Source organism: Neisseria chenwenguii (genome assembly GCF_002216145.1).
Classification (GTDB): domain Bacteria; phylum Pseudomonadota; class Gammaproteobacteria; order Burkholderiales; family Neisseriaceae; genus Neisseria; species Neisseria chenwenguii.
This window is the reverse complement of sequence record NZ_CP022278.1, coordinates 603284-622475: the sequence shown is the minus strand read 5'-3', so window position 1 is coordinate 622475 and position 19192 is coordinate 603284. Positions and strand designations below refer to the sequence as shown.

Annotated in this window: 16 protein-coding genes; 1 reads left to right on the top strand and 15 read right to left on the bottom strand. The window is 54.8% G+C overall.

What is annotated here, in order from left to right:
* Nucleotides 1-228 precede the first annotated feature (228 nt).
* From BG910_RS03020 to pilM, 15 genes are all read right to left on the bottom strand, one after another.
* The gene (locus BG910_RS03020; protein WP_089035569.1) at nt 229-1308 is read right to left on the bottom strand and encodes a DegT/DnrJ/EryC1/StrS family aminotransferase; all 1080 of its coding nucleotides are present in this window, start codon (nt 1306-1308) and stop codon (nt 229-231) included.
* Between the two features lie 247 nt (nt 1309-1555).
* Nucleotides 1556-2140 (bottom strand): acyltransferase, encoded by a 585-nt coding sequence (locus tag BG910_RS03015; protein WP_089035568.1) that lies wholly within the window; start codon nt 2138-2140, stop codon nt 1556-1558.
* Between the two features lie 116 nt (nt 2141-2256).
* On the bottom strand, nt 2257-3297 hold the full coding sequence (locus tag BG910_RS03010) for a glycerol-3-phosphate dehydrogenase/oxidase (protein WP_089035567.1): 1041 nt from the start codon (nt 3295-3297) through the stop codon (nt 2257-2259).
* An 18-nt stretch (nt 3298-3315) separates the two neighbouring features.
* A complete protein-coding gene (locus BG910_RS03005; RefSeq protein ID WP_089035566.1) occupies nt 3316-4368 on the bottom strand; it encodes a Gfo/Idh/MocA family protein in 1053 nt (350 codons plus the stop codon).
* A gap of 86 nt (nt 4369-4454) precedes the next feature.
* Nucleotides 4455-5759, bottom strand: coding sequence for a nucleotide sugar dehydrogenase (locus BG910_RS03000; protein ID WP_089035565.1), 1305 nt, complete (start codon nt 5757-5759; stop codon nt 4455-4457).
* A 407-nt stretch (nt 5760-6166) separates the two neighbouring features.
* Nucleotides 6167-7267 (bottom strand): bifunctional diaminohydroxyphosphoribosylaminopyrimidine deaminase/5-amino-6-(5-phosphoribosylamino)uracil reductase RibD, encoded by a 1101-nt coding sequence (ribD, locus tag BG910_RS02995; protein ID WP_089035564.1) that lies wholly within the window; start codon nt 7265-7267, stop codon nt 6167-6169.
* A gap of 152 nt (nt 7268-7419) precedes the next feature.
* Nucleotides 7420-7884 (bottom strand): transcriptional regulator NrdR, encoded by a 465-nt coding sequence (nrdR, locus tag BG910_RS02990; RefSeq protein ID WP_089037110.1) that lies wholly within the window; start codon nt 7882-7884, stop codon nt 7420-7422.
* A gap of 111 nt (nt 7885-7995) precedes the next feature.
* On the bottom strand, nt 7996-8838 hold the full coding sequence (locus BG910_RS02985) for a class II glutamine amidotransferase (RefSeq protein ID WP_089035563.1): 843 nt from the start codon (nt 8836-8838) through the stop codon (nt 7996-7998).
* Nucleotides 8839-9273: 435 nt separating this feature from the next.
* Nucleotides 9274-10371, bottom strand: coding sequence for a 3-dehydroquinate synthase (gene aroB / locus BG910_RS02975; RefSeq protein WP_089035561.1), 1098 nt, complete (start codon nt 10369-10371; stop codon nt 9274-9276).
* Between the two features lie 453 nt (nt 10372-10824).
* Nucleotides 10825-11361 carry a shikimate kinase gene (locus BG910_RS02970; protein WP_408633778.1) on the bottom strand — a complete coding sequence of 179 codons (537 nt, stop codon included), beginning with the start codon at nt 11359-11361 and terminating at the stop codon, nt 10825-10827.
* Nucleotides 11362-11482: 121 nt separating this feature from the next.
* Nucleotides 11483-13591: a type IV pilus secretin PilQ gene (gene pilQ, locus BG910_RS02965; RefSeq protein WP_089035560.1), complete on the bottom strand. Its 2109-nt coding sequence runs from the start codon at nt 13589-13591 to the stop codon at nt 11483-11485.
* Between the two features lie 17 nt (nt 13592-13608).
* Nucleotides 13609-14175: a pilus assembly protein PilP gene (locus BG910_RS02960; protein ID WP_089035559.1), complete on the bottom strand. Its 567-nt coding sequence runs from the start codon at nt 14173-14175 to the stop codon at nt 13609-13611.
* Nucleotides 14176-14195: 20 nt separating this feature from the next.
* Nucleotides 14196-14867 (bottom strand): type IV pilus inner membrane component PilO, encoded by a 672-nt coding sequence (locus tag BG910_RS02955; RefSeq protein ID WP_089035558.1) that lies wholly within the window; start codon nt 14865-14867, stop codon nt 14196-14198.
* Nucleotides 14868-14870: 3 nt separating this feature from the next.
* A complete protein-coding gene (locus BG910_RS02950) occupies nt 14871-15497 on the bottom strand; it encodes a PilN domain-containing protein (RefSeq protein ID WP_089035557.1) in 627 nt (208 codons plus the stop codon).
* Between the two features lies 1 nt (nt 15498).
* Nucleotides 15499-16596, bottom strand: coding sequence for a type IV pilus assembly protein PilM (pilM, locus tag BG910_RS02945; protein WP_199720928.1), 1098 nt, complete (start codon nt 16594-16596; stop codon nt 15499-15501).
* Between the two features lie 151 nt (nt 16597-16747).
* On the opposite strand from pilM, the gene BG910_RS02940 reads away from it, so the two are divergent.
* Nucleotides 16748-19150 (top strand): penicillin-binding protein 1A, encoded by a 2403-nt coding sequence (locus tag BG910_RS02940; RefSeq protein WP_089035555.1) that lies wholly within the window; start codon nt 16748-16750, stop codon nt 19148-19150.
* Nucleotides 19151-19192 lie beyond the last annotated feature (42 nt).

Here is a 19192-nt window from a genome sequence, read left to right as displayed (position 1 = left end):
CAGGGCTTTCAAAATTTTCAGACGGCCTCGGGTGTTTTTTCGGCTTTCAGGCCGTCTGAAAAATTCGGAAACGGCCGGGCTTTTGCAAGCCGGCTCCCTCTCCCGCGGGAGAGGGTCGGGGAGAGGGCTGTTGGTATTTCGGAGGCGTTTCCGTCTCCCAGCCGCTTTGCCCCTCCCTAGTCCTCCCCACGGGACGGATTGGTGGAATATCGAAATATTTCAGAGGCCTCAAACCGCCGCTTTCAACGCGTCCACAACCTGCTTGACCTGTTCCTGCGTCATATACGGGAAAAACGGCAGGCTCATCACTTCTTCGGCTACTTTGTCGCCGACAGGCAAAACGGCGTCGCTGGCGACGGCGGGCTGTTTGTTGAGCGGAATCGGGTAGTGGACGGCGGTCGGGATGCCGGCGGCTTTCAAGGCCGTCTGAACGGCGTCGCGGTTTTTGATGCGCACGGTGTATTGGGCGAACGCGCTGCGGTTGTGCGCCTCGATATGCGGCGCGGCGATGCCGGCGGCGGCGAGGGCTTCGGCGTACCATGCGGCGACTTGTTGGCGCAGTTGCATTTCTTCTTCGAGAATGGCCAGTTTGGGCAGCAGAATCGCGGCTTGCAGCGTGTCGAGACGGCTGTTTACGCCGACGCGGATGTGGTGGTAGCGACGGTCTTGTCCATGGCGGGCGATTTGGCGGATGACCGTGGCCAGCGTTTCGTCGTTGGTGAAAATCGCGCCGCCGTCGCCGTAGCAACCCAGCGGTTTGCTGGGGAAGAAACTGGTGCAGGAAATAGTGGAAAGGTTGCCGGATTTGCGGCCTTTGTAGGTGGCGCCGAAACTTTGTGCAGCGTCTTCGATGACGGGCAGGCCGTGTCTGGCGGAAATTTCGTTGATGGCGTCGAAGTCGGCACATTGGCCGTAGAGCGAAACGGGAATGATGGCTTTGGTGTTCGGGGTAATTGCGGCTTCGAGTTTGGCGGGGTCGAGGTTGTAGGTTTGTTCGTCAACGTCGATGTAAACGGGTTTGGCGCCGAGCAGGGCGGCGGTTTCGGCGGTGGCGATGTAGGTGAAACCGGGGATGATGACTTCGTCGCCCGCGCCGATGCCCAGCGCCATCAGGGCGATTTGCAGGGCGTCGGTACCGTTGGCGACGCTGATGCAGTATTTGGCGCCGCAGTATTCGGCAAGTTTGCCTTCGAGTTCGGCAACTTCGGGGCCCAAGATGTATTGGCCGTGGGCGAGAACTTTTTGGATGTTGGCGTCGATTTCCGATTTGATGCGCGCCTGTTGGGCGGCGAGGTCGATAAACTGCATGGTTTTTCTCCGGTCTGCTTTTTAGGAACGGGCGCGTGTTTTCAGACGGCCTTTGATATTCGGGTTTTGCGGTAGGTACGGTCAGCTGCCCTGAGGCAGTGTAACCGTACGATGCACTGTTTGGAAATGTCTGCCGACTGTGCCGTCTGAAAAAAGGATTTTTGATTTGCAGGGTCGGTTGGTGCGGGTGTACGGTTACGCCGCTTTAAGGCGGCTAACCGTACCTACGGCAGGGTTTCTAAGTTTTTCAGACGGCCTCTTTGTCCAAGATGCCGTCTGAAAGGGTATAAACCGTGCCGGTGTGGGCGCAGACGGCTTTGCCGCTGCCGTTGACGGGCAGGTCGAGCTGTTCGCCGTATTCGCTCATCCAGCCGATTTGGCGGGCGGGAACGCCGACCATCAGGGCGTAGTCGGGGACGTCTTTGTTGACCACGGCGCCGGCGCCGATAAAGGCGTAGCGGCCGATGGTAGTGCCGCAGACAATGGTGCAGTTGGCACCGAGCGTGGCGCCTTTTTTGACGAGGGTGTCGCGGTATTCGCTTTTGCGTTCGATCAGCGAACGGGGGGTGTACACGTTGGTGAATACCATGCTGGGTCCGCAGAACACGCCTTCTTCGAGGTAAACATTGTCGTAAACGGAGACGTTGTTTTGGATTTTGCAGTTGTCGCCGATTTTGACTTTGTTGCCGACGAAGACGTTTTGGCCGAACGAGCAGTTTTGCCCGATTTCGGCGCCGCCGCAGATGTGGGCGAAATGCCAGATGCGGCTGCCTGCGCCGATTTTGGCGCCTTCGTCAATGATGGCGGAGGGGTGGGCTGTGTAGTCGGTCATAGCGTGGCTCCGGGTTTGGGTTGGGGATGCCGTCTGAAAACCGTTTTCAGACGGCCTTGTGTGGTGTTTGCGGTTTGGTTTGCCGTTTGTCCGATGGTGCGGCAACGGCGATGCGCCTACTTCAGCAGCTCGGCCAACGCCGCTTCGCCCTGAATTTGCGCGGTCGTCCATTTGCCGCCGTAGATGTGCAGTACGTTGCCGACGCGTTCGAACGCCCATTCGCGGGTGGCGTCGCTGGGATTGGCCGCGCTTTTGAGCAGCGGGCGCACGCCGGAGAAGGCACCGCTGATGTCGGCGGCGGTGAGTTTGTCGCCGTGGTAGGCGTTGTACGATTCAATTAAGTAGCCGATTTCGCTTTCAGACGGCCTGTCGGCGTCGGGGTGGTCTTGGCGGATTTCGGTGGTGCCGATCATGGTTTTGCCTTGATAGGGCAGCACGAAAAAAACCCGTTTTTCACCCGGTATGGGCAGCATCAGCGCCTGATTCAGCGGCCGGTCGGTAAAGATGTGGCTGCCGCGCACCCAGTCGATGGTAAAGGCGGGGCGTCCGCCCTGCGTGTGGCGCAGTTCCATTGCCCAAGGGCCAGCGGCGTTGGCGATGCGGTCGAAACCGGCGAGGCTGTCGAAGGTTTCGATTTTGTGGTTTTCCACAACTTCCACGCCCAGATTGCGGCATTGGGCGACGACCCACCGCCCGAGGGCGGAGTCGTCCATTTGGGCGTCGTAAAATGAAAATGCGCCTTTGAGGCCGTCTGAAAGCAGTGTAGGGCTGCGTTTCAATACTTCGGCTTTGTCGAGCCAGCGGCTTTTGGGAAAACCGCTGCCCGAGGCGAGCAGGTCGTAGAGCTTGGTGCCGGCGCTGATCTGCCATTTCGGCCGGCCGCGCCCCTGATAGATGGGGAACAGCAATTCGAGCGGCCGGCAGAGGTGCGGCGCCTGCCCGAGCCAGAAGCGGCGGGCGTGCAAGGCTTTCTTGACGAGGGCAAACTGCCCTGTTTCAAGATAGCGCAGGCCGCCGTGCAGCAGCTTGGACGACGATTGGCTGGTGTGTGCCATCGCGGTGTCTTTGTCGAACAGGGTGACTTCGTGCCTCTGTTTGGCCGCCGACCAAGCGGTACACGCGCCGATGATGCCTGCGCCTGCGACTGCGATTTTCATTTTTCAGACGGCCTTTGTTTAGTAAACCAGCGGCAGCGACACAGTTTTGTGGTCGCGCGCGGAGAGGTAGGCGGCGATGAGGAGTTCCAGCGATTTGAGACCCTCGCGGCCGTCGGTAACGGGTTGGGCTTTGCCGCGCATTACGTCGATGACGTTTTTGTAGTAGAGCGGGTGGCCGAAACCGTAAACCGAAGTGGTTTCGTAGTTGGCGGTTTTGACCTGCTCGTCGTAGTCGCGCGAGTCGGCGAAGTTCCATTCCTGGATTTCGTTGACGGCGACGCCGCCGATGCGCACGGTGCCGGTTTCGCCCAAGATGGTAATCGAGCCTTCGAGGTTTTTCGGGTAGGTGCACATGGTCACGGCCATCGAACCCAGCGCGCCATTGCGCCAGCGGATGTTCATTACGCCGGTGTCTTCGGTTTCGATTTTGCGGTGGGTGGAAATCATGGCCTGAACGTCTTCGACCGGTCCGATCAGCCATTCCATCAGATCGACGTAGTGGCTGGCCTGGTTCATAAACGCGCCGCCGTCGAATTCCCAAGTGCCGCGCCAGCCGCCGCCCTGGTCGTAATATTCCTGCGGGCGTGTCCAGAAGACGTTGAGGTGCACCATGCAGATTTTGCCGAAACGCTGCTCTTCGACGGCGCGTTTGAGCATCTGCAAAGTGGCGTTGAGGCGGTTTTGTTTGACGACAAACAGGCGTTTGCCCGCTTTGTCGGCGGCGGCAACCATACGTTCGCCGTCGTGCAGGCGGGTCGCCATCGGTTTTTCGGTGACAACGTGGAAACCCGCTTCAAATGCCTGAACCGCCTGCTCGGGGTGTTGGCCGGAAGGGGTGGTGATGACGATGATGTCGGCGTCGGTATCCGCCAGCATTTCTTTGTAGGATGCGTAGCCTTTGGCGCCGGTGCGCTCGACGGCTTTTTGCAGGTTGGCTGGGTCGGTGTCGCATACGCCGACGATTTCGCACTCGTCTTTCAGGGCTTCAAACGAACCGAAATGGTTGTTGGAAATGCGGCCGCAGCCGACCAGCGCGAATTTGATTTTGCGGTTTTCGATGGTTTCAAACATTTTCAGACGGCCTCCGAGCCGTTTGGGGAATTGGGGGAAAAGGCCGCAGACAGGGCAGCCTGCCCGCGGTTTTACAGAGATACGGATTACGCTTTAACGATGTTCTCGTCTTTGCCTTGGAACTTGCCGCGGGTATCGACGATCAGTTTGGCGTGTTGCTTGAGCAGGTCGTAATCGAATTTGTCGTGGTCGGTGGTCAGCACCACGCAGTCGAACGACGCGATGTTTTCGGCGGTAAACGGCTCGCTCTTCAGGTCAAACGAGTGTTCGCGCATTTTCGGGAACACGGGAACGTGCGGGTCGCTGTAGGCTACTTCCGCGCCGAATTCGCGTAAAAGTTCCATCACTTCGACGGACGGGCTTTCGCGCATATCGTCCACGTTTTTCTTATAGGCAATGCCCAATACCAATACGCGGCTGCCGTTGATGGCTTTGCGGCGCAGGTTGAGCGCGTGGGCGGTTTTGCCGACCACATAATCGGGCATATGGGAGTTCACTTCTCCGGCCAGCTCGATGAAGCGGGTGTTCACGCCGTATTCGCGCGCTTTCCAAGTCAGGTAGAACGGGTCGATCGGGATGCAGTGGCCGCCCAAGCCGGGGCCGGGATAGTAGGCGACGAAGCCGAACGGTTTGGTGGCGGCGGCGGCAATGACTTCGTGGATGTCGATGTCCATTTTGTCGGCCACGATTTTCATTTCGTTGACCAAACCGATGTTGACCGCGCGGTGGATGTTTTCCAGAAGTTTGGTCAACTCGGCCGCTTTTGTGGAGCTGACGGGTACGACTTTATCGATGGCCGGCTGATACAGCGCTTTGCCCACTTCCAAACACGCGGGTGTGTGGCCGCCGATGACTTTCGGGATGGTACGGGTTTCGAAATCGGGATTGCCCGGGTCTTCGCGTTCGGGCGAGTAAACGAGAAACACGTTCTCGCCGACTTTCAGGCCGCCTTCTTCCACGCGCGGCAGCAGCTCTTCTTCGGTGGTGCCGGGGTAAGTGGTGGATTCCAGAGACAAAACCTGGCCCGCGCGCAGGTAGGGTTTGACCGCGTCGGTGGTGTCGATAACAAAGCTCATGTCCGGCTCGCGGTATTTGTTGAGCGGCGTCGGCACGCACAAAATCACCGCTTCCACTTCGCCGATACGGGAAAAGTCGGTGGTCGCTTCAAACAGCTTGGTCGATGCGGCGGCAATTTTGTCGGCGGGAATATGCTCGATGTAGCTCTCGCCCTTGTTGAGCTTGTCGACTTTGCTTTGGTCGATGTCGAAGCCCAAAACCTGATAGCCGACTTCGACGTAGCGCAACATCAGCGGCAGGCCGACGTAGCCCAAACCGACGATGCCGATTTTTGCGGATTTATCGGCGAATTTCCGGATAGTAATATCTTTCATGGTATTTCTCGGGTGAACGTTGAAGAAACGGGTGCTTGGCGTGGGTGTTTTGGAAAATGAAATATCGGGTGGTTAGCGTTTTGTCATTTTGTGCAAATCATAGAGGTTACTTTAGAGTCGCTTCACATGAAAAAGTTTAACGGTAAAAAAATGTAACCAAGCGGTAGGTGCGTTTCTTTACATTCGAAAAACCTGTGCCAACGCCCCGCCTTTTCTGTAACTGTATGAAATATTTATTGATAAATTCGAAAGGAGATATGGTTTTACAGGAAATATAAAATCATCGCTACGGATATGATTTTGGCTTTATTTTCTATAATTAACGAATATTAATCACAGGTACGGCAAGCAAAAGGACATACCCTTATCGGATATGCCCTTTTGTTTTACGCTGCCGTCTGAAAAACTTACCCGCACCGTAGTGTCCATTTAACATCCTGCCCCAGCATTTCCACCGCGTGCGTCCGCCAGCGGCTTTCTCCCGCGAGCGCGGCGGGTTTTTCGGGCAGGGTAAACAGCCCGCGTCCCGGGTTGCCCAAAATTTTCGGCGCTTGATAGAGCACGATTTCGTCTACCAAATCCGCTTCGATAAACGCCGAAGCCAGCGTCGCTCCCGCTTCGGCCATCAGTTCGCCTATGCCTTCGGCGGCGAGCCGGTTGAGCAGATCCGCCAAATCAATCCGCCCGCGTCCGTTTTCAGACGGCCTGATGATGCGGACGTGGTCGCGGTCGCGATAATTTTTCAGACGGCCTTCATCGCTTTCCAGCGTGGCAATCACGGTGGGTGCAATGCCGTCTGAAACCAAACGGCTGCTTAACGGCGTTTGCAGGCGGCTGTCCAAAATAATGCGGGCCGGCTGGCGCAGGGTGGGAAAACTGCGCACATCCAAGCGCGGATTGTCGGCCAAAACGGTACCGACGCCGGTCAGCACCGCGCAGCTTTCGGCGCGCAGAACCTGCACGTCTTCGCGCGCCGCTTCGCCCGTAATCCATTGGCTGCGGCCGTCTGAAAGCGCCGTTTTGCCGTCGAGACTTGCGGCGCATTTGAGTTTGACAAACGGCCGCCCGCGTTCGATGCGCGAAAGAAAACCGCGGTTGAGTTCGCGCGCCTCGGCTTCGAGCAAACCCGAGGCCGTCTGAATCCCCGCCGCTTCCAGCATCGCCAAACCCTTGCCCGCAACCTGCGGATTCGGATCGACCATCGCCGCGATCACCCGCGCCACGCCCGCCTGGATCAGCGCTTGTGCGCAAGGCGGCGTGCGCCCGTAGTGGCTGCACGGCTCAAGCGTCACATACGCCGTTGCCCCTTTTGCTGCATTACCCGCCTGCCGCAGCGCATGAACTTCCGCGTGCGGCTCGCCTGCCCGAACGTGAAAACCCTGCCCGACAACCTGACCGCCGCGCGCAATCACGCAACCGACGCGCGGATTCGGCGAAGTGGAAAAACGCCCGAGCCGCGCAAGGGCAAGGGCGTTCTGCATCATTTGAGTGTCGAGGGGGGTAAACATTTTTTCAGACGGCCTTTTTTGTTGGGGGATTTTTCAGACGGCATTGAAAGGTTTTAAATACAACAGGTTAAAGGCCGTCTGAAAAGTTTCGTGTTCCGCAAATCTGTCCCCTCTCCCGTGGGAGAGGGCTTGTGTGGATTTAGGCAAACGTTTCAGACGGCCTCATTATCCTGCGGCAAAGTTGCGATCGCCTGCGTAAATTCGGAAACGTCGTTGAAACTCTTATAAACCGAAGCAAAACGCACATACGCCACTTGGTCGATTTTCGCCAGCTCTTCCATCGCCATTTCGCCGACGAGCTGCGAGGGCACTTCTTTTTTGCCGAGTTTGTAGAGCCGCTGTTCGATTAATGCCACCGTTTCGTCTATGGTTTCGGGCGAAACGGGGCGTTTGTGCAGCGCGCGCGAAAGGCTGGTGTGGAGTTTGTGCGGGTTGAACGCCACGCGGCAGCCGTTGGATTTGACCACTTGCGGCATGCGCATTTCTACCGTTTCAAACGTGCTGAACCGCTGCCCGCATTCCGAGCAACGGCGGCGGCGGCGGATGCTGTTGGTTTCTTCCAGCAGGCGCGAGTCGGTTACTTGGGTGTTGGAGTGTTGGCAGAAGGGGCATCTCATGGGCAGCGTCGGAAATTGTCTGTTGAAATATAGGGTCATTGTAGCGCAAGCGGGAAACGGCGTATAGCTTATAGCTGATGCCGTCTGAAAGCGCGTTTTCAGACGGCCTTTTTATACAGAAATACCAACCGCGCGGGCAATCGCCAAGCCTTCTTCCGCGCTCATGTAAACGGGGTTTTCGGGCTTGTCGCTGCGGACGATGTCGCCGTTTTGGAACATCGCCAGCTCATTGACGGCAAGCTGCTGCCACGTTTCGTCGCGGGTCAGCGGCAGGGTGGTGATAACGGCGACTTTGTCGCTGGGCGTGGTCACTTCGGCAAAATCGACCATTACGTCGTCGTCGAGCAGCCGCGCCTTGCCGAACGGGGCTTTTCGCACGATGTAGTGCAGCAGCGTGCTGGCGTGGGCAAACAGGAATCCCCCGTTGGACATTACGAAATTAAACAGGCCGAACGCGCGGATTTCGCGGGTCAGTCCGGACACGGTGTCAAACAGCGCGGCATCGTCGGGCTTTTCGGGAAAACGGCTGCGCAGGCGGTTGAGAATGTAGCAGAACGCACGTTCCGAATCTGTGCAGCCGACGGCGCGGTAATACGCGCCTTGCTCGGGGGAGAAGTCAATGAGGTGTCCGTTGTGGGCAAACAGCCAGTATTCGCCCCACATTTCGCGCATGAAAGGGTGGGTGTTCGCCAGCGAAGTCTGGCCTTGCGAGGCTTTGCGGATGTGGGCGATGACGTTTTCGGATTTGATGGGATAGGCGCGGATGAGGTCGGCTACGGGCGAATTGGCGCTGGGCTTGTCGTCGTGAAACAGCCGCACGCCGCGCCCTTCGAAAAAGCCGATGCCGAAACCGTCGGCGTGGTGGTCGGTAATCCCGCCGCGGCGGCGGAAACCTTCAAAGGAAAACATAATGTCGGTGGGCGTATTGCAGTTCATGCCTAAAAGCTGGCACATGGCGGAACCTTGAAATCGGAGTGGGTAAAGACGTTGGGAAGTTTAACAGTTTGGCGGGGGAAGGGGGAGGTTGTCTGAAAGGTTTTGGGGGATTTTCGGGATTTTCAGACGGCCTTGCGGGCAGTTTTTATCTTTAACAACAGCCGTAGGCCGTCTGAAAAGCAGTTTGAGATCTTTGCAAAAATCAAAAAAAACGTCTGACACTTCGACTGCGCTCAGCGCAAAAACTTTCACAGACGTCCTGCCTGCGCAGGCGGGAATCCATGTTTGATTTCCTGAAACTGTGTTAAAACAAGATATTGCCTGTTTTAAACCGTGGATTCCCGCTTGTGCGGGAAGGACGTCCGTTTAGTGATTAACCGTTTCAGACGGCATTTAGGCGGACACTTCTGAATTTTGCAAAGGTCTCAGTCTGCCGTTTTGCATCATGCAGGCTTAAGGCAGATACGGTTGCAGCGTGCGCCGCAGGATTTCGGGATCGGTGATTTCGGTGATGTTCGCTTCACCGATGCGGTTCAGACCGATAAAGCGCATGACGCTGCTTTCGACTTTTTTGTCATGGCTCATGTGTTCCAGCCATTTTTCAAAGGTAAACTGCGGCGGTGCGGCGGGGAGGCGGGCGGCTTGGAGCAGGGCGGCGATGCGTTGGGTGTCGGCGGCCGTGGTTTTTCCAAACTGTTCGGAGAGGCGGGCGGCCAAGACGGTGCCGGCGGCGACGGCTTCGCCGTGCAGCCAGTTGCCGTAGCCCATTTCGGCTTCAATGGCGTGGCCGAAGGTGTGGCCGAGATTGAGCCATGCGCGGATGCCTTGTTCGGTTTCGTCTTGGGAAACGATGTCGGCTTTCATTTTGCAGCAGTGGTAAACCGCTTGGGCGAGTTTTTCGGGTTGCTGCGCCATGAGGCCGGTCATGTTTTGTTCGAGCCACGCGAAAAACGCGGCGTCGCCGAGTGCGCCGTATTTGACGACTTCGGCCATGCCGGCTGAAAGTTCGCGCGCGGGCAGGGTCTGCAAAACGGTCAGGTCGGCCAAGACGGCCTGCGGCTGGTAAAACGCGCCGATCATGTTTTTGCCGAGCGGGTGGTTGATTGCGGTTTTCCCGCCGACAGAGGAATCGACCTGACTGAGCAGAGTGGTGGGCACTTGGATAAACGGCGTGCCGCGCTGGTAGGTGGCGGCGGCAAATCCGACCATGTCGCCGATAACGCCGCCGCCGAGCGCAATCAGCGTAGTTTTGCGCTCGGCGCGGTTTTGCATCAGGCTGTCGAAAATCAGGTTGAGCGTTTGCCAATTTTTGTATTCTTCGCCGTCGGGCAGGACAATGCTGAAATGCGGGATGCCGGCTTGGTCTAAGGCCGTCTGAAATTTTTCGAGATAGAGCGGTGCGACGGTTTCGTTGGTGATGACGGCGGCTTTTTTGCTCAGATGGGGTTTGAGCAATTCATGTGCCGAATCGAGCAGGTTTTGGCCGATAAAAATCGGATAGGCATGGGACGGGGGTTGGACGGTCAGGGTATGGAGGGGACGGGCAGGCATGGGTAATCCGTGGGTAATGGGGATGATCGGGCTTTCAGACGGCCTTGTTCGGGTGTGTGAAAGCGTGGGAGGGTAACAATAGGTATCTGCGCAACTATTTCCGTTTATTCCCGTTTCGGTTAGCTGATAGGTCGTGTTACGTCCGCGCTTTTGCGGACGTAACACGACAAAATAAACATGGAAATGTCAGAGAAATCTAAAAAACATTCCGTGCCGTTTTAAGAAAACGGATGCTGGCAGGGACTGAAACAATGCTGTGTCGTGTTACACCCGCTTGAGGCGGGCTGACACGACCTACGCCTGTTTTGCAGGAAACCTGCTTTGAGTTGTGTAGATAGCTATGATGCAAAACCCGCATACAGGCGGGGCGGTTCTTAATTTGTAGAAATTCCGCTGATTTTGCTGATTTTAAGTCCGTCTGAAAAGTAAACGGCGTTTTCAGACGGCCTAAGGTTATGCGCTTTGTGCGGCGGTTTCTTCCGATTTTAAAATGTCCAGCAGGCGGTTGACGGTGTTTTGGTAGCTGCCGGATTCGATGACGTGGTGGGCGGTTTTACGGTAGAGTGCGTCGCGCGCGGTGTAGAGCTCTTGCAGTTTGGCCAGCGGGTCGGCCACTTTCAAAAGCGGACGGTTGGTGTCGTAGCGGGTGCGTTCGAGCAGGATTTCGGGCAGGGTGTGCAGGTAAACGACGGTGCCGTTGTTGCGCAGGCAGTCGCGGTTTTCTTCGCGCAAGACGGCGCCCCCGCCTGTGGAGAGGACGATATTGTGTTCGGCGGCCAGTTTTTTCAACATGGCGGTTTCGCGGTTACGGAAGCCTTGTTCGCCTTCTACTTCGAAAATGGTCGGAATCGAAACGCCTGACGCGGTGCAGATTTCGTGGTCGCTGTCGTAAAACGGGCGGCCGAGCATTTGGGCAAGATGCTTGCCCAGTGTGGTTTTGCCCGCGCCCATCAGGCCGATAAGGATGAGATTGCCGTTTGGTTTTTCCATAGGCCGCATTTTATACGATATTGGCAGGAAAATGTTTTGCCGCAGCATGTTGCCGATAAGTGCGCAAGGATATATTAAAACAGGCATACATCTGAAAAGATGTATGCCTGTTTGGCTGCGGTTAGTAGCGCAAGTTGCTGCCGGCGCTGTCCATGATGCGCGGGGTAATGAATACCAGCAGTTCACGCTTTTTATCGCTGCGGCCGCGGGATTTAAACAGGTTGCCGACGACGGGGATGTCACCCAAGAGCGGTACTTTGTTGGTGATGGTACCGTTTTCCTCTTCGTAAATGCCGCCGATAATCAACGTGCCACCGTCTTCCACCATAGCTTGGGTATTCAGGTTTTTGGTGCTGATACATTTGGTAACCAGTCCGTCAACCGTACAATCCTGCGGCGAGTCTTTGGTGATTTTTACCGACATGATAATCTGACCGTCGGGGGTGATATTCGGGGTGACGGTCAGACCCAACACGGCTTTTTTGAAGCTGACCGAGGTTGCGCCGCTGGAAGATGCTTCTTGGTAAGGAATTTCCGAGCCGGATTCGATGACGGCTTCTTTGCGGTCTTGGGTCAGAACGCGCGGGTTGGAAAGGGTTTTGCTCTTTTCTTGCGATTCGGAAGCGGACAGTTCCAAGCCCAACGCACCGGAGGCAACCGAACGGACCAAGGCGATGGATGAGGTTGCACTGGCAACGGGCAGGCTGATGTTGGGGCTCAAGTTAAATGATCCGCCTGCCGCACTGTGGGCATTTGACAGGCTCGAGCCCCAACCATTGCCAGTGTTTTCACCGCCGGCTTTATTGCTTCGACCAGTATAACCAAATTTTACACCCAAATTGCGTGAGAACCCGTCTTCTGCTTCAACGATACGCGCTTCTACCATCACTTGACGGGTGGCGACGTCCAATTCGTCGATCAGTTTGCGGAATTTTTCAATCACTTTGCGGTTGTCGGTGATGATCAAAGTGTTGGTAGCCGGATCGATCAGGGCGCTGCCGCGTTCGCTCAATAAAGTGTTACGACCGTTGGAGCTAGAACTGCCGCTGTCGTCCAAACGCAGGATTTTGCGGAATTCTTCGACGTTTTTGTATTTCAGTTGGAAGGTTTGCGAGTAGAGCGGGCCCAGCTCGGAAATTTCTTTTTCGGCTTGGAGGAATGCTTTGTCTTTGGCTAAAAGTTCATCGCGCGGGGCGATGTTGATGATGTTGCCTTGGCGGCGCATATCGAGATTGCGTGCCTGCATCACTAAATCCAAAGCCTGATCCCAGGGTACATCTTTCAGCGACAGAGTCATTTTGCCGTTGACGGTATCGCTGGCGACGATGTTGACGCCTGATTCTTTGGCCAGAATCTGCAAAATGGTGCGGACTTCGACATCTTGGAAGTCTAAGGAGATTTTGCGTCCTTTGAAGGATTTGTTGGCGTTGCTGTTCAGACCGCTGGTTTCGGTTGCGGCGGCTTTTGGCGAAATTTCAAAGGTGTAGCGGCCGGATACGGCTTTGGTGTTGATGTCCCAGTTGCCGTTGTTGCGGATAATCAGCTGGGTGGCGTTGCCGATGCGTTTGAGGGTTACGTTTTGCACGGGCGTGTTGAAATCACCGACGTCCAAGCTGCGCTGCGCTTGGGTGGGCAGGGGGTGGTTTTTCAGCGTAATCACGACGCGGTCGCGCTGTTGTTTGATGTCGGGCTGGCCGGAGAAGCCTGCGGCGGAAAGCTCGATGATGCCCGAATTGCGCGAACCTTTGCGGAAGTCGATATTCGCAGAGGAAACGGCTTGGCTGGTTTTGCTGGCGCGTACTTGCGAATTGTCGGCAACGTAGCTGCCTGCGGCGGCAGTTTGGTCGGCGGATTCGTTGACGAATACCCATACTTCGTTACCGCGGATTTCGGTATTGTATTGGCCGGCTTTGTTCAGACCCAGCAGGATGCGTGCGCGCTTGTTGTTTTGTGCGGCGGTAATCCGGCTCAAAAGCGGGTCGGCGTATTCTAAAACGGGTTGCGCCAATTTGATGTTGGTGTTGGCAAAATCCAGTGCGATGCGCGAGGGCGTGGTGGTGACGAAGCCGCTCGGGCTGGTCACATCGCGATCAAAGCGGATTTTGACGATTTTTTGGTTGTCGGGCAGGGTGGAGACGTTGATGTCGGTAATGTTGCCTGCAAAGGCCGTCTGAACGGCTGCTGCAATGCCCAAGCCTGCCAAGAGTTTAGTTGCGTATTTGGTTTTCATGAGTGAGACCCCTTAAATTAATTCGGTTTGGCAGATTCGCTGGCGGAAGCTGCTGATGTTGCATTTTGTGTGTTGCTGTCGTCGGCTTTTTTGTTCAGCGGCAGCTCTGCTTTGCGGTAAACCCAGTTGCCGTAGCTGTCTTCAATCAGCTCGGTCAGGATGATTTTGTCGTCTGTGATGCTTTGGATTCTGCCGTGGTTTTGACCGAGGTAGTTGCCCGGTTTGACGGTATAGACATGATCTCCGGCTTTGACGTATCCGGAAATTTTTCCGCCACTGCGCAGGGTGCCGACATAGGTCAGGTTTTCCAGACTGAAGGCTTCCAATGCTTCTTTTCTGCGGTTGGGGTTTGGTGCGTTGCCGCCTTTGGGGGCGGTTTCCAAACGGCGTGAGTCAAACGAATTCAATCCTGAAAAGGCGGGCGGAATATAGGCTTTGGGCGGTGTAATCGTCGGCGCTTCAAACGGAATGATGTTGGTTTTGGCTTTTTCGCGTGTATCTGCCGTCCATTTGCTTAAGTCGTCGTAAGTGGGCGTGCAGGCGGTTACGGACAAAATGCCTAATAGTAAGATGGTATGCTTCATGATTTCCCTAAATTACTTTTTTATTTGTCGGACGAACCGCTTGCGGCATCGCCTTTGGCTTGTTCGGCTTCTTTGGCTTTAGCTTCTGCGGCAACTTCTTCAGCCGGACGGGCTTTGTAGGTGGTGGCGGTTGCACTCAGGGTCAGCTGGTCGTTTTTGCCGTTTTTGTCGGCGTTGGCATGGCTGATTTTGAGCGATTCCATCGTGATGATGCGGGAGAGCTCGCCTACGTCTCGCGTAAATTTGCTGATTTGGTCATATTTCCCGGTAATCGCAATCGCGTACGGCAGTTTTTGAATCGGACCGTCGTTTTCAGGCGCTTGCGGGGTGACGCTGTCGAGGCGGAGGCCGTTGGTCGCGCCGGCTTGGTGCAATTCCTGAATCAGGGTCGGGATTTCGGCATCGGTCGGAAGCTGTTTCAGCAATACGTCAAAGGCGGAACGAATGGATGCCAACTCGGCTTTGAGGTTGTCCAGACTGGCCGCTTCGATGCTTTTTTTGGTGTAGGTTTCTTTTAATTCAACCTCTTTTGCTTCGGCTTGCGACAGCGTTTCGAGCTGCCCGCGGAAAACGCCGAAATATCCGACGGCCAATACCCCTGCTACAGCCAAACCTGCCAGTACGCACTTGGTCGGCATATTGAGAAGATGGAGGCTTTGCACATCCATATCTTTTAATTTTTTATTTGCCATGATTTATTTTTCCTGTTCCTGCGTGGCGGCGGCTGATGCGGCGGCGGGGGCTGCCGGTGTTGCAGTTGCTGCTGCCGGTGCGGGCGTAATGTTTTGTGTCAGTAAGACTTTTAAAGTAAATTCTTGGTAGTTATCGACTTTTTTGATGCTCAAAAGCTCGGGCTGGGCAAAAACGCCTGTGCTTGGAAGTGAGCGCATCAGCATGGCGATTTTGTTGTCGCTGGCGGCGTGGCCGGTTACTTTGTAGCTGGTCGGGCTTTCGGCCTCAATCGCGGTCAGGTAGGTGTTGTCCGGCGTCAATACATTTAAGGTGTCGATAATGTAGGCGGCTTGCGAACGTTTTTCCTGAAGCTCTTCAACTTTCAGTTTTTTCGCCAGGAAGTTTTCTTTTTCCTGTTGCAGCTTTTGGATTTCGCCCAAGTCTTTGTCGAGTTTGGCGATTTCCGATTCTAAAAAGCTGTTGCGGCCTTGCTGGCTGCTGACGGCGTTTTCAATGCCCAGGTAGGCAAGCACCGAAAGCCCCAAACCTGCAAGCAGAGCGGCAAGCATCATTACTTTGAACTGCTGCTTCTTACGCTGCTTGATTTCTTCCCGATAGGGCAGAAGGTTGATTTTGGTTAATTCAATCATGTTAAAGTCCCCTTAATGCTAATCCGAATGCCAGCGTGAGCGATGGCGCATCAATTTGTAATTGTGGTAAATCTACTTTGCTGCCTCTTTCCGCATAAGCCGCCGGATGCACGCATTGGGTCGGCGTATTGGTTTGCGAGAAGATGCTTTCTGCCAAACCCGGCTGCTGGGAAGCTTCGCCTGTAAACAGGATATGTTTGATGTTGGCGAAACTGTCGGTAGATTGTGTAGTGTAGTAAAACTGCAAAACGCGTTGGACTTCCTGCGCTACCTGTACGTTGAAGCGGCCGGCGACTTGTGTTTGGTAATCTGCCGGCTTGGTCGAAGAAACCATCATTTGCGCGGCTTTTTCTTCGGGCACTTGGTAGGTGCGTTGAATCAGCTGGTTGAGCTGCTCGGTGCTGACGGGCATTTCCTGTTTGTAGAGGATGTGGCCGTTTTGCATCACCAATGCATACATTTGTGTTGCATAAATACCGAATACGGCTACTTTTTCATTAGCAAGCTCGGGAGCGTGTTGGTTGATCCAGAAAATGTAGGCGTTTCGCTGGGCCAGCAAGTCCAAATCCATTGCAGAGAGGGGGAGTCCGGCGCTTTCAAACAGCTCGATACGCGGTTCGACATCGTCTTTTTTCGCGGCTACGGCGAGAATCTGCTGTCCGGCAGAGGCAACGGATGCGCCGATCGTCTGATAGTCGTAATTCATTTCTTCGACCGGGCCGATTTGGGCAATTTCGGATTCGGCAAAATCGTCGAGATCCAATTCGGTTTCGCGCTGGTTGTAAACGAAGTGTTCCAAAGTCGCCAGATTTTGCGGCATGGCTGCGACGAAGTTTTTGCAGGAGCTGCGCAGTTGGGTGTAGGTGTGTTGCAGATAAGATACGAGCTGGTCGTAGTCTTGAATTTTGCTGCCCTGAACGATATTTTTAGGCAGTTTGGTCACAACGTATTTTTCCAACTGGATTTGGGTTAAACTACGACCTGTCAGCTGCACCATCGTAACGGCGTTTTGGCTGATATCGATGCCGACAGCAGTACGGTTGTTTAAACCGCCCGGGGCTTTACTTGTTGTATTTTTTGAGCTTTTTCGTAAGCGTATCATATGACTTCCCTGTACTGTATAGGAGTGAGTAACTTTGCAATTTTTGTGAGAAACTTGCTTTCTTTGAACAGTGGTAACTGTGTCTTAGTAGAAACCGTCGTCTATTTTACTTTATTTAATGCCCATGATGGCAAAATATTAATTAGTCATGATTAAAAAAATTATTACAACCTGTATTGGTTTGATGTTGGGGTTGGCACTTTTCGGTATCGGCCTGATTGCAATCGCAATTTTAGTCACTTACCCTAAGCTGCCGGCATTGGACAGTTTGCAACACTACCAACCGAAAATGCCACTGACGGTATATTCTTCAGACGGCAAGATCATCGGTTTGTACGGTGAGGAACGTCGTGATTTCACGAAAATTAACGATTTTCCGAAAATATTGAAAAATGCAGTGATTGCTGCGGAAGACAAACGCTTCTACGACCACTGGGGTGTGGATGTGTTCGGTGTGGCGCGCGCCATTGTCGGTAACCTGATTGCCGGTGGAGTGGAATCCGGCGCCAGTACGATTACGCAGCAGGTGGCGAAAAACTTCTATCTCAGCAACGAACGTACGTTTACACGCAAATTCAACGAGGCGCTTCTGGCCTATAAAATCGAGCAGTCGTTGAGTAAAGACCAGATTTTGGAGCTTTATTTCAACCAGATTTATCTGGGGCAGCGCGCTTACGGTTTCTCTTCTGCATCGCGGATTTACTTCAATAAAGACGTCAAAGACCTGACGCTGGCAGAAGCAACGATGCTGGCCGGTTTGCCGAAAGCGCCGTCGGCTTACAATCCGATTGTGAATCCGGAGCGCGCCAAGCAGCGGCAGGCTTATATTCTGAACAACATGGTCGAAGAGAAAATGATTACCGCGCAGCAGCGCGATCAGGCTTTGGCCGAAGAGCTGCATTACGAACGTTTCGTTCAGAAAATCGACCAGAATGCTTTGTATGTGGCCGAAATGGTGCGTCAGGAGATGTACGAAAAGTACGGTGAAGATGCCTATACGCAGGGCTTTAAGGTTTACACAACTGTTGATACAGAAAACCAGCGTGTTGCAACGGCTGCTTTAAGAAGGGTATTGCGCAATTTCGACCGCGGCAGCGGTTATCGCGGCGCAGAGAATTATATTGATTTAAGTAAATCCGACAACGTAGAGGAAACGGTCAGCCAGCATTTGTCCACTCTATATACGGTGGACGGTATGGTGCCGGCTGTTGTGCTGGATACTTCCAAAAAAAGCGTGGAAATCCAGTTGCCGAGCGGACGCAAGGTCACATTGGGCAGCCGTTCTCTGGGTTTTGCCGCGCGTGCGGTGGAAAACAAAAAAATGGGTGACGAACGTATCCGCCGCGGTTCGATTATCCGGGTGAGAGGCAGCGGAAACAGCTGGTCTGTAGTTCAGGAGCCTCTGCTCCAAGGGGCGCTAGTCTCGTTGGATGCGAGAACGGGTGCTGTGCGCGCGCTGGTCGGCGGTTATGACTACCACAGTAAGACGTTTAACCGCGCAACCCAAGCCATGCGCCAACCCGGTTCGACATTCAAGCCGTTTGTGTATTCGGCTGCGATTGCCAAAGGCATGACGGCATCGACTCAAATCAACGATGCGCCGTTGTCTCTGCCGGGTAAAGGGCCGAACCGTACAACTTGGGAACCGAAAAATTCAGACGGCCGTTATTCGGGTTATATCACGCTGCGCCAAGCGCTGACTGCTTCCAAAAACATGGTGTCGATCCGTATCCTGATGTCGATCGGCGTCGGCTATGCCCAGCAGTATATCCAGCGTTTCGGATTTAAGCCGTCTGAAATTCCTGCCAGCCTGTCGATGGCGCTGGGTACAGGCGAGACTACGCCTTTGCGCATTGCCGAGGGTTACAGCGTGTTTGCCAACGGCGGCTATAAAGTGTCGGCTTATGTCATCGATAAGATTTACGACAGGGAAAACCGTCTGAAAGCCCAAATGCAGCCGTTGGTTGCAGGTGAGAATGCGCCTCAGGCGATTGATCCGCGCAACGCCTACATCATGTATAAAATCATGCAGGACGTTGTACGGGTGGGTACGGCGAAAGGCGCAAACTCAATCGGCCGTTCGGATATTGCCGGTAAGACCGGTACGACCAACGACAGCAAGGATGCTTGGTTTGTCGGCTTTAATCCGAGTGTGGTAACTGCCGTTTATGTCGGTTATGACCAGCCGAAAAGCATGGGTCGCGCCGCTTTCGGCGGTACGATTGCCGTGCCTGTATGGGTGGAGTACATGCGTTTCGCTCTGAAAGGTACGCCGGTTAAAGGAATGAAAGCGCCCGAGGGGGTTGTGAACAAAGGTGGGGAGTATTATCTGAAAGAGCGGCAGGCCACCAGCTCGGATCTTTCCATCGACAACAGCGGAAATGCGCCGGCCTCTTCGGCACCTGCGCGCCGTCCGAGCACGGCCGGTGGAAACGGAAACGCTCCACGCCGCAATCTGGACGGCGAACAGCCGCTCGAACCGCTGCCTGCCAATGACGGTGGAGAAGAATCGAAAGGCGGTAACAGTCGGCAGCTTGATTCTCTGTTTTAAAGCCGTTTGAAAAGGCCGTCTGAAAACCCGTATCACTGCGTG

Bases quoted from the DNA above. Each gene is read 5' to 3' on its own strand.
- BG910_RS02955 (WP_089035558.1), bottom strand. From the start codon at position 14,867: ATGGCAAATAAAAAATTAAAAGATATGGATGTGCAAAGCCTCCATCTT.
- BG910_RS03010 (WP_089035567.1), bottom strand. From the start codon at position 3,297: ATGAAAATCGCAGTCGCAGGCGCAGGCATCATCGGCGCGTGTACCGCT.
- BG910_RS02985 (WP_089035563.1), bottom strand. From the start codon at position 8,838: ATGTGCCAGCTTTTAGGCATGAACTGCAATACGCCCACCGACATTATG.
- nrdR (WP_089037110.1), bottom strand. From the start codon at position 7,884: ATGAGATGCCCCTTCTGCCAACACTCCAACACCCAAGTAACCGACTCG.
- ribD (WP_089035564.1), bottom strand. From the start codon at position 7,267: ATGTTTACCCCCCTCGACACTCAAATGATGCAGAACGCCCTTGCCCTT.
- aroB (WP_089035561.1), bottom strand. From the start codon at position 10,371: ATGCCTGCCCGTCCCCTCCATACCCTGACCGTCCAACCCCCGTCCCAT.
- BG910_RS02970 (WP_408633778.1), bottom strand. From the start codon at position 11,361: ATGGAAAAACCAAACGGCAATCTCATCCTTATCGGCCTGATGGGCGCG.
- BG910_RS03000 (WP_089035565.1), bottom strand. From the start codon at position 5,759: ATGAAAGATATTACTATCCGGAAATTCGCCGATAAATCCGCAAAAATC.
- BG910_RS03015 (WP_089035568.1), bottom strand. From the start codon at position 2,140: ATGACCGACTACACAGCCCACCCCTCCGCCATCATTGACGAAGGCGCC.
- BG910_RS03020 (WP_089035569.1), bottom strand. From the start codon at position 1,308: ATGCAGTTTATCGACCTCGCCGCCCAACAGGCGCGCATCAAATCGGAA.
- BG910_RS02940 (WP_089035555.1), top strand. From the start codon at position 16,748: ATGATTAAAAAAATTATTACAACCTGTATTGGTTTGATGTTGGGGTTG.
- BG910_RS02960 (WP_089035559.1), bottom strand. From the start codon at position 14,175: ATGAAGCATACCATCTTACTATTAGGCATTTTGTCCGTAACCGCCTGC.
- BG910_RS02950 (WP_089035557.1), bottom strand. From the start codon at position 15,497: ATGATTGAATTAACCAAAATCAACCTTCTGCCCTATCGGGAAGAAATC.
- BG910_RS03005 (WP_089035566.1), bottom strand. From the start codon at position 4,368: ATGTTTGAAACCATCGAAAACCGCAAAATCAAATTCGCGCTGGTCGGC.
- pilQ (WP_089035560.1), bottom strand. From the start codon at position 13,591: ATGAAAACCAAATACGCAACTAAACTCTTGGCAGGCTTGGGCATTGCA.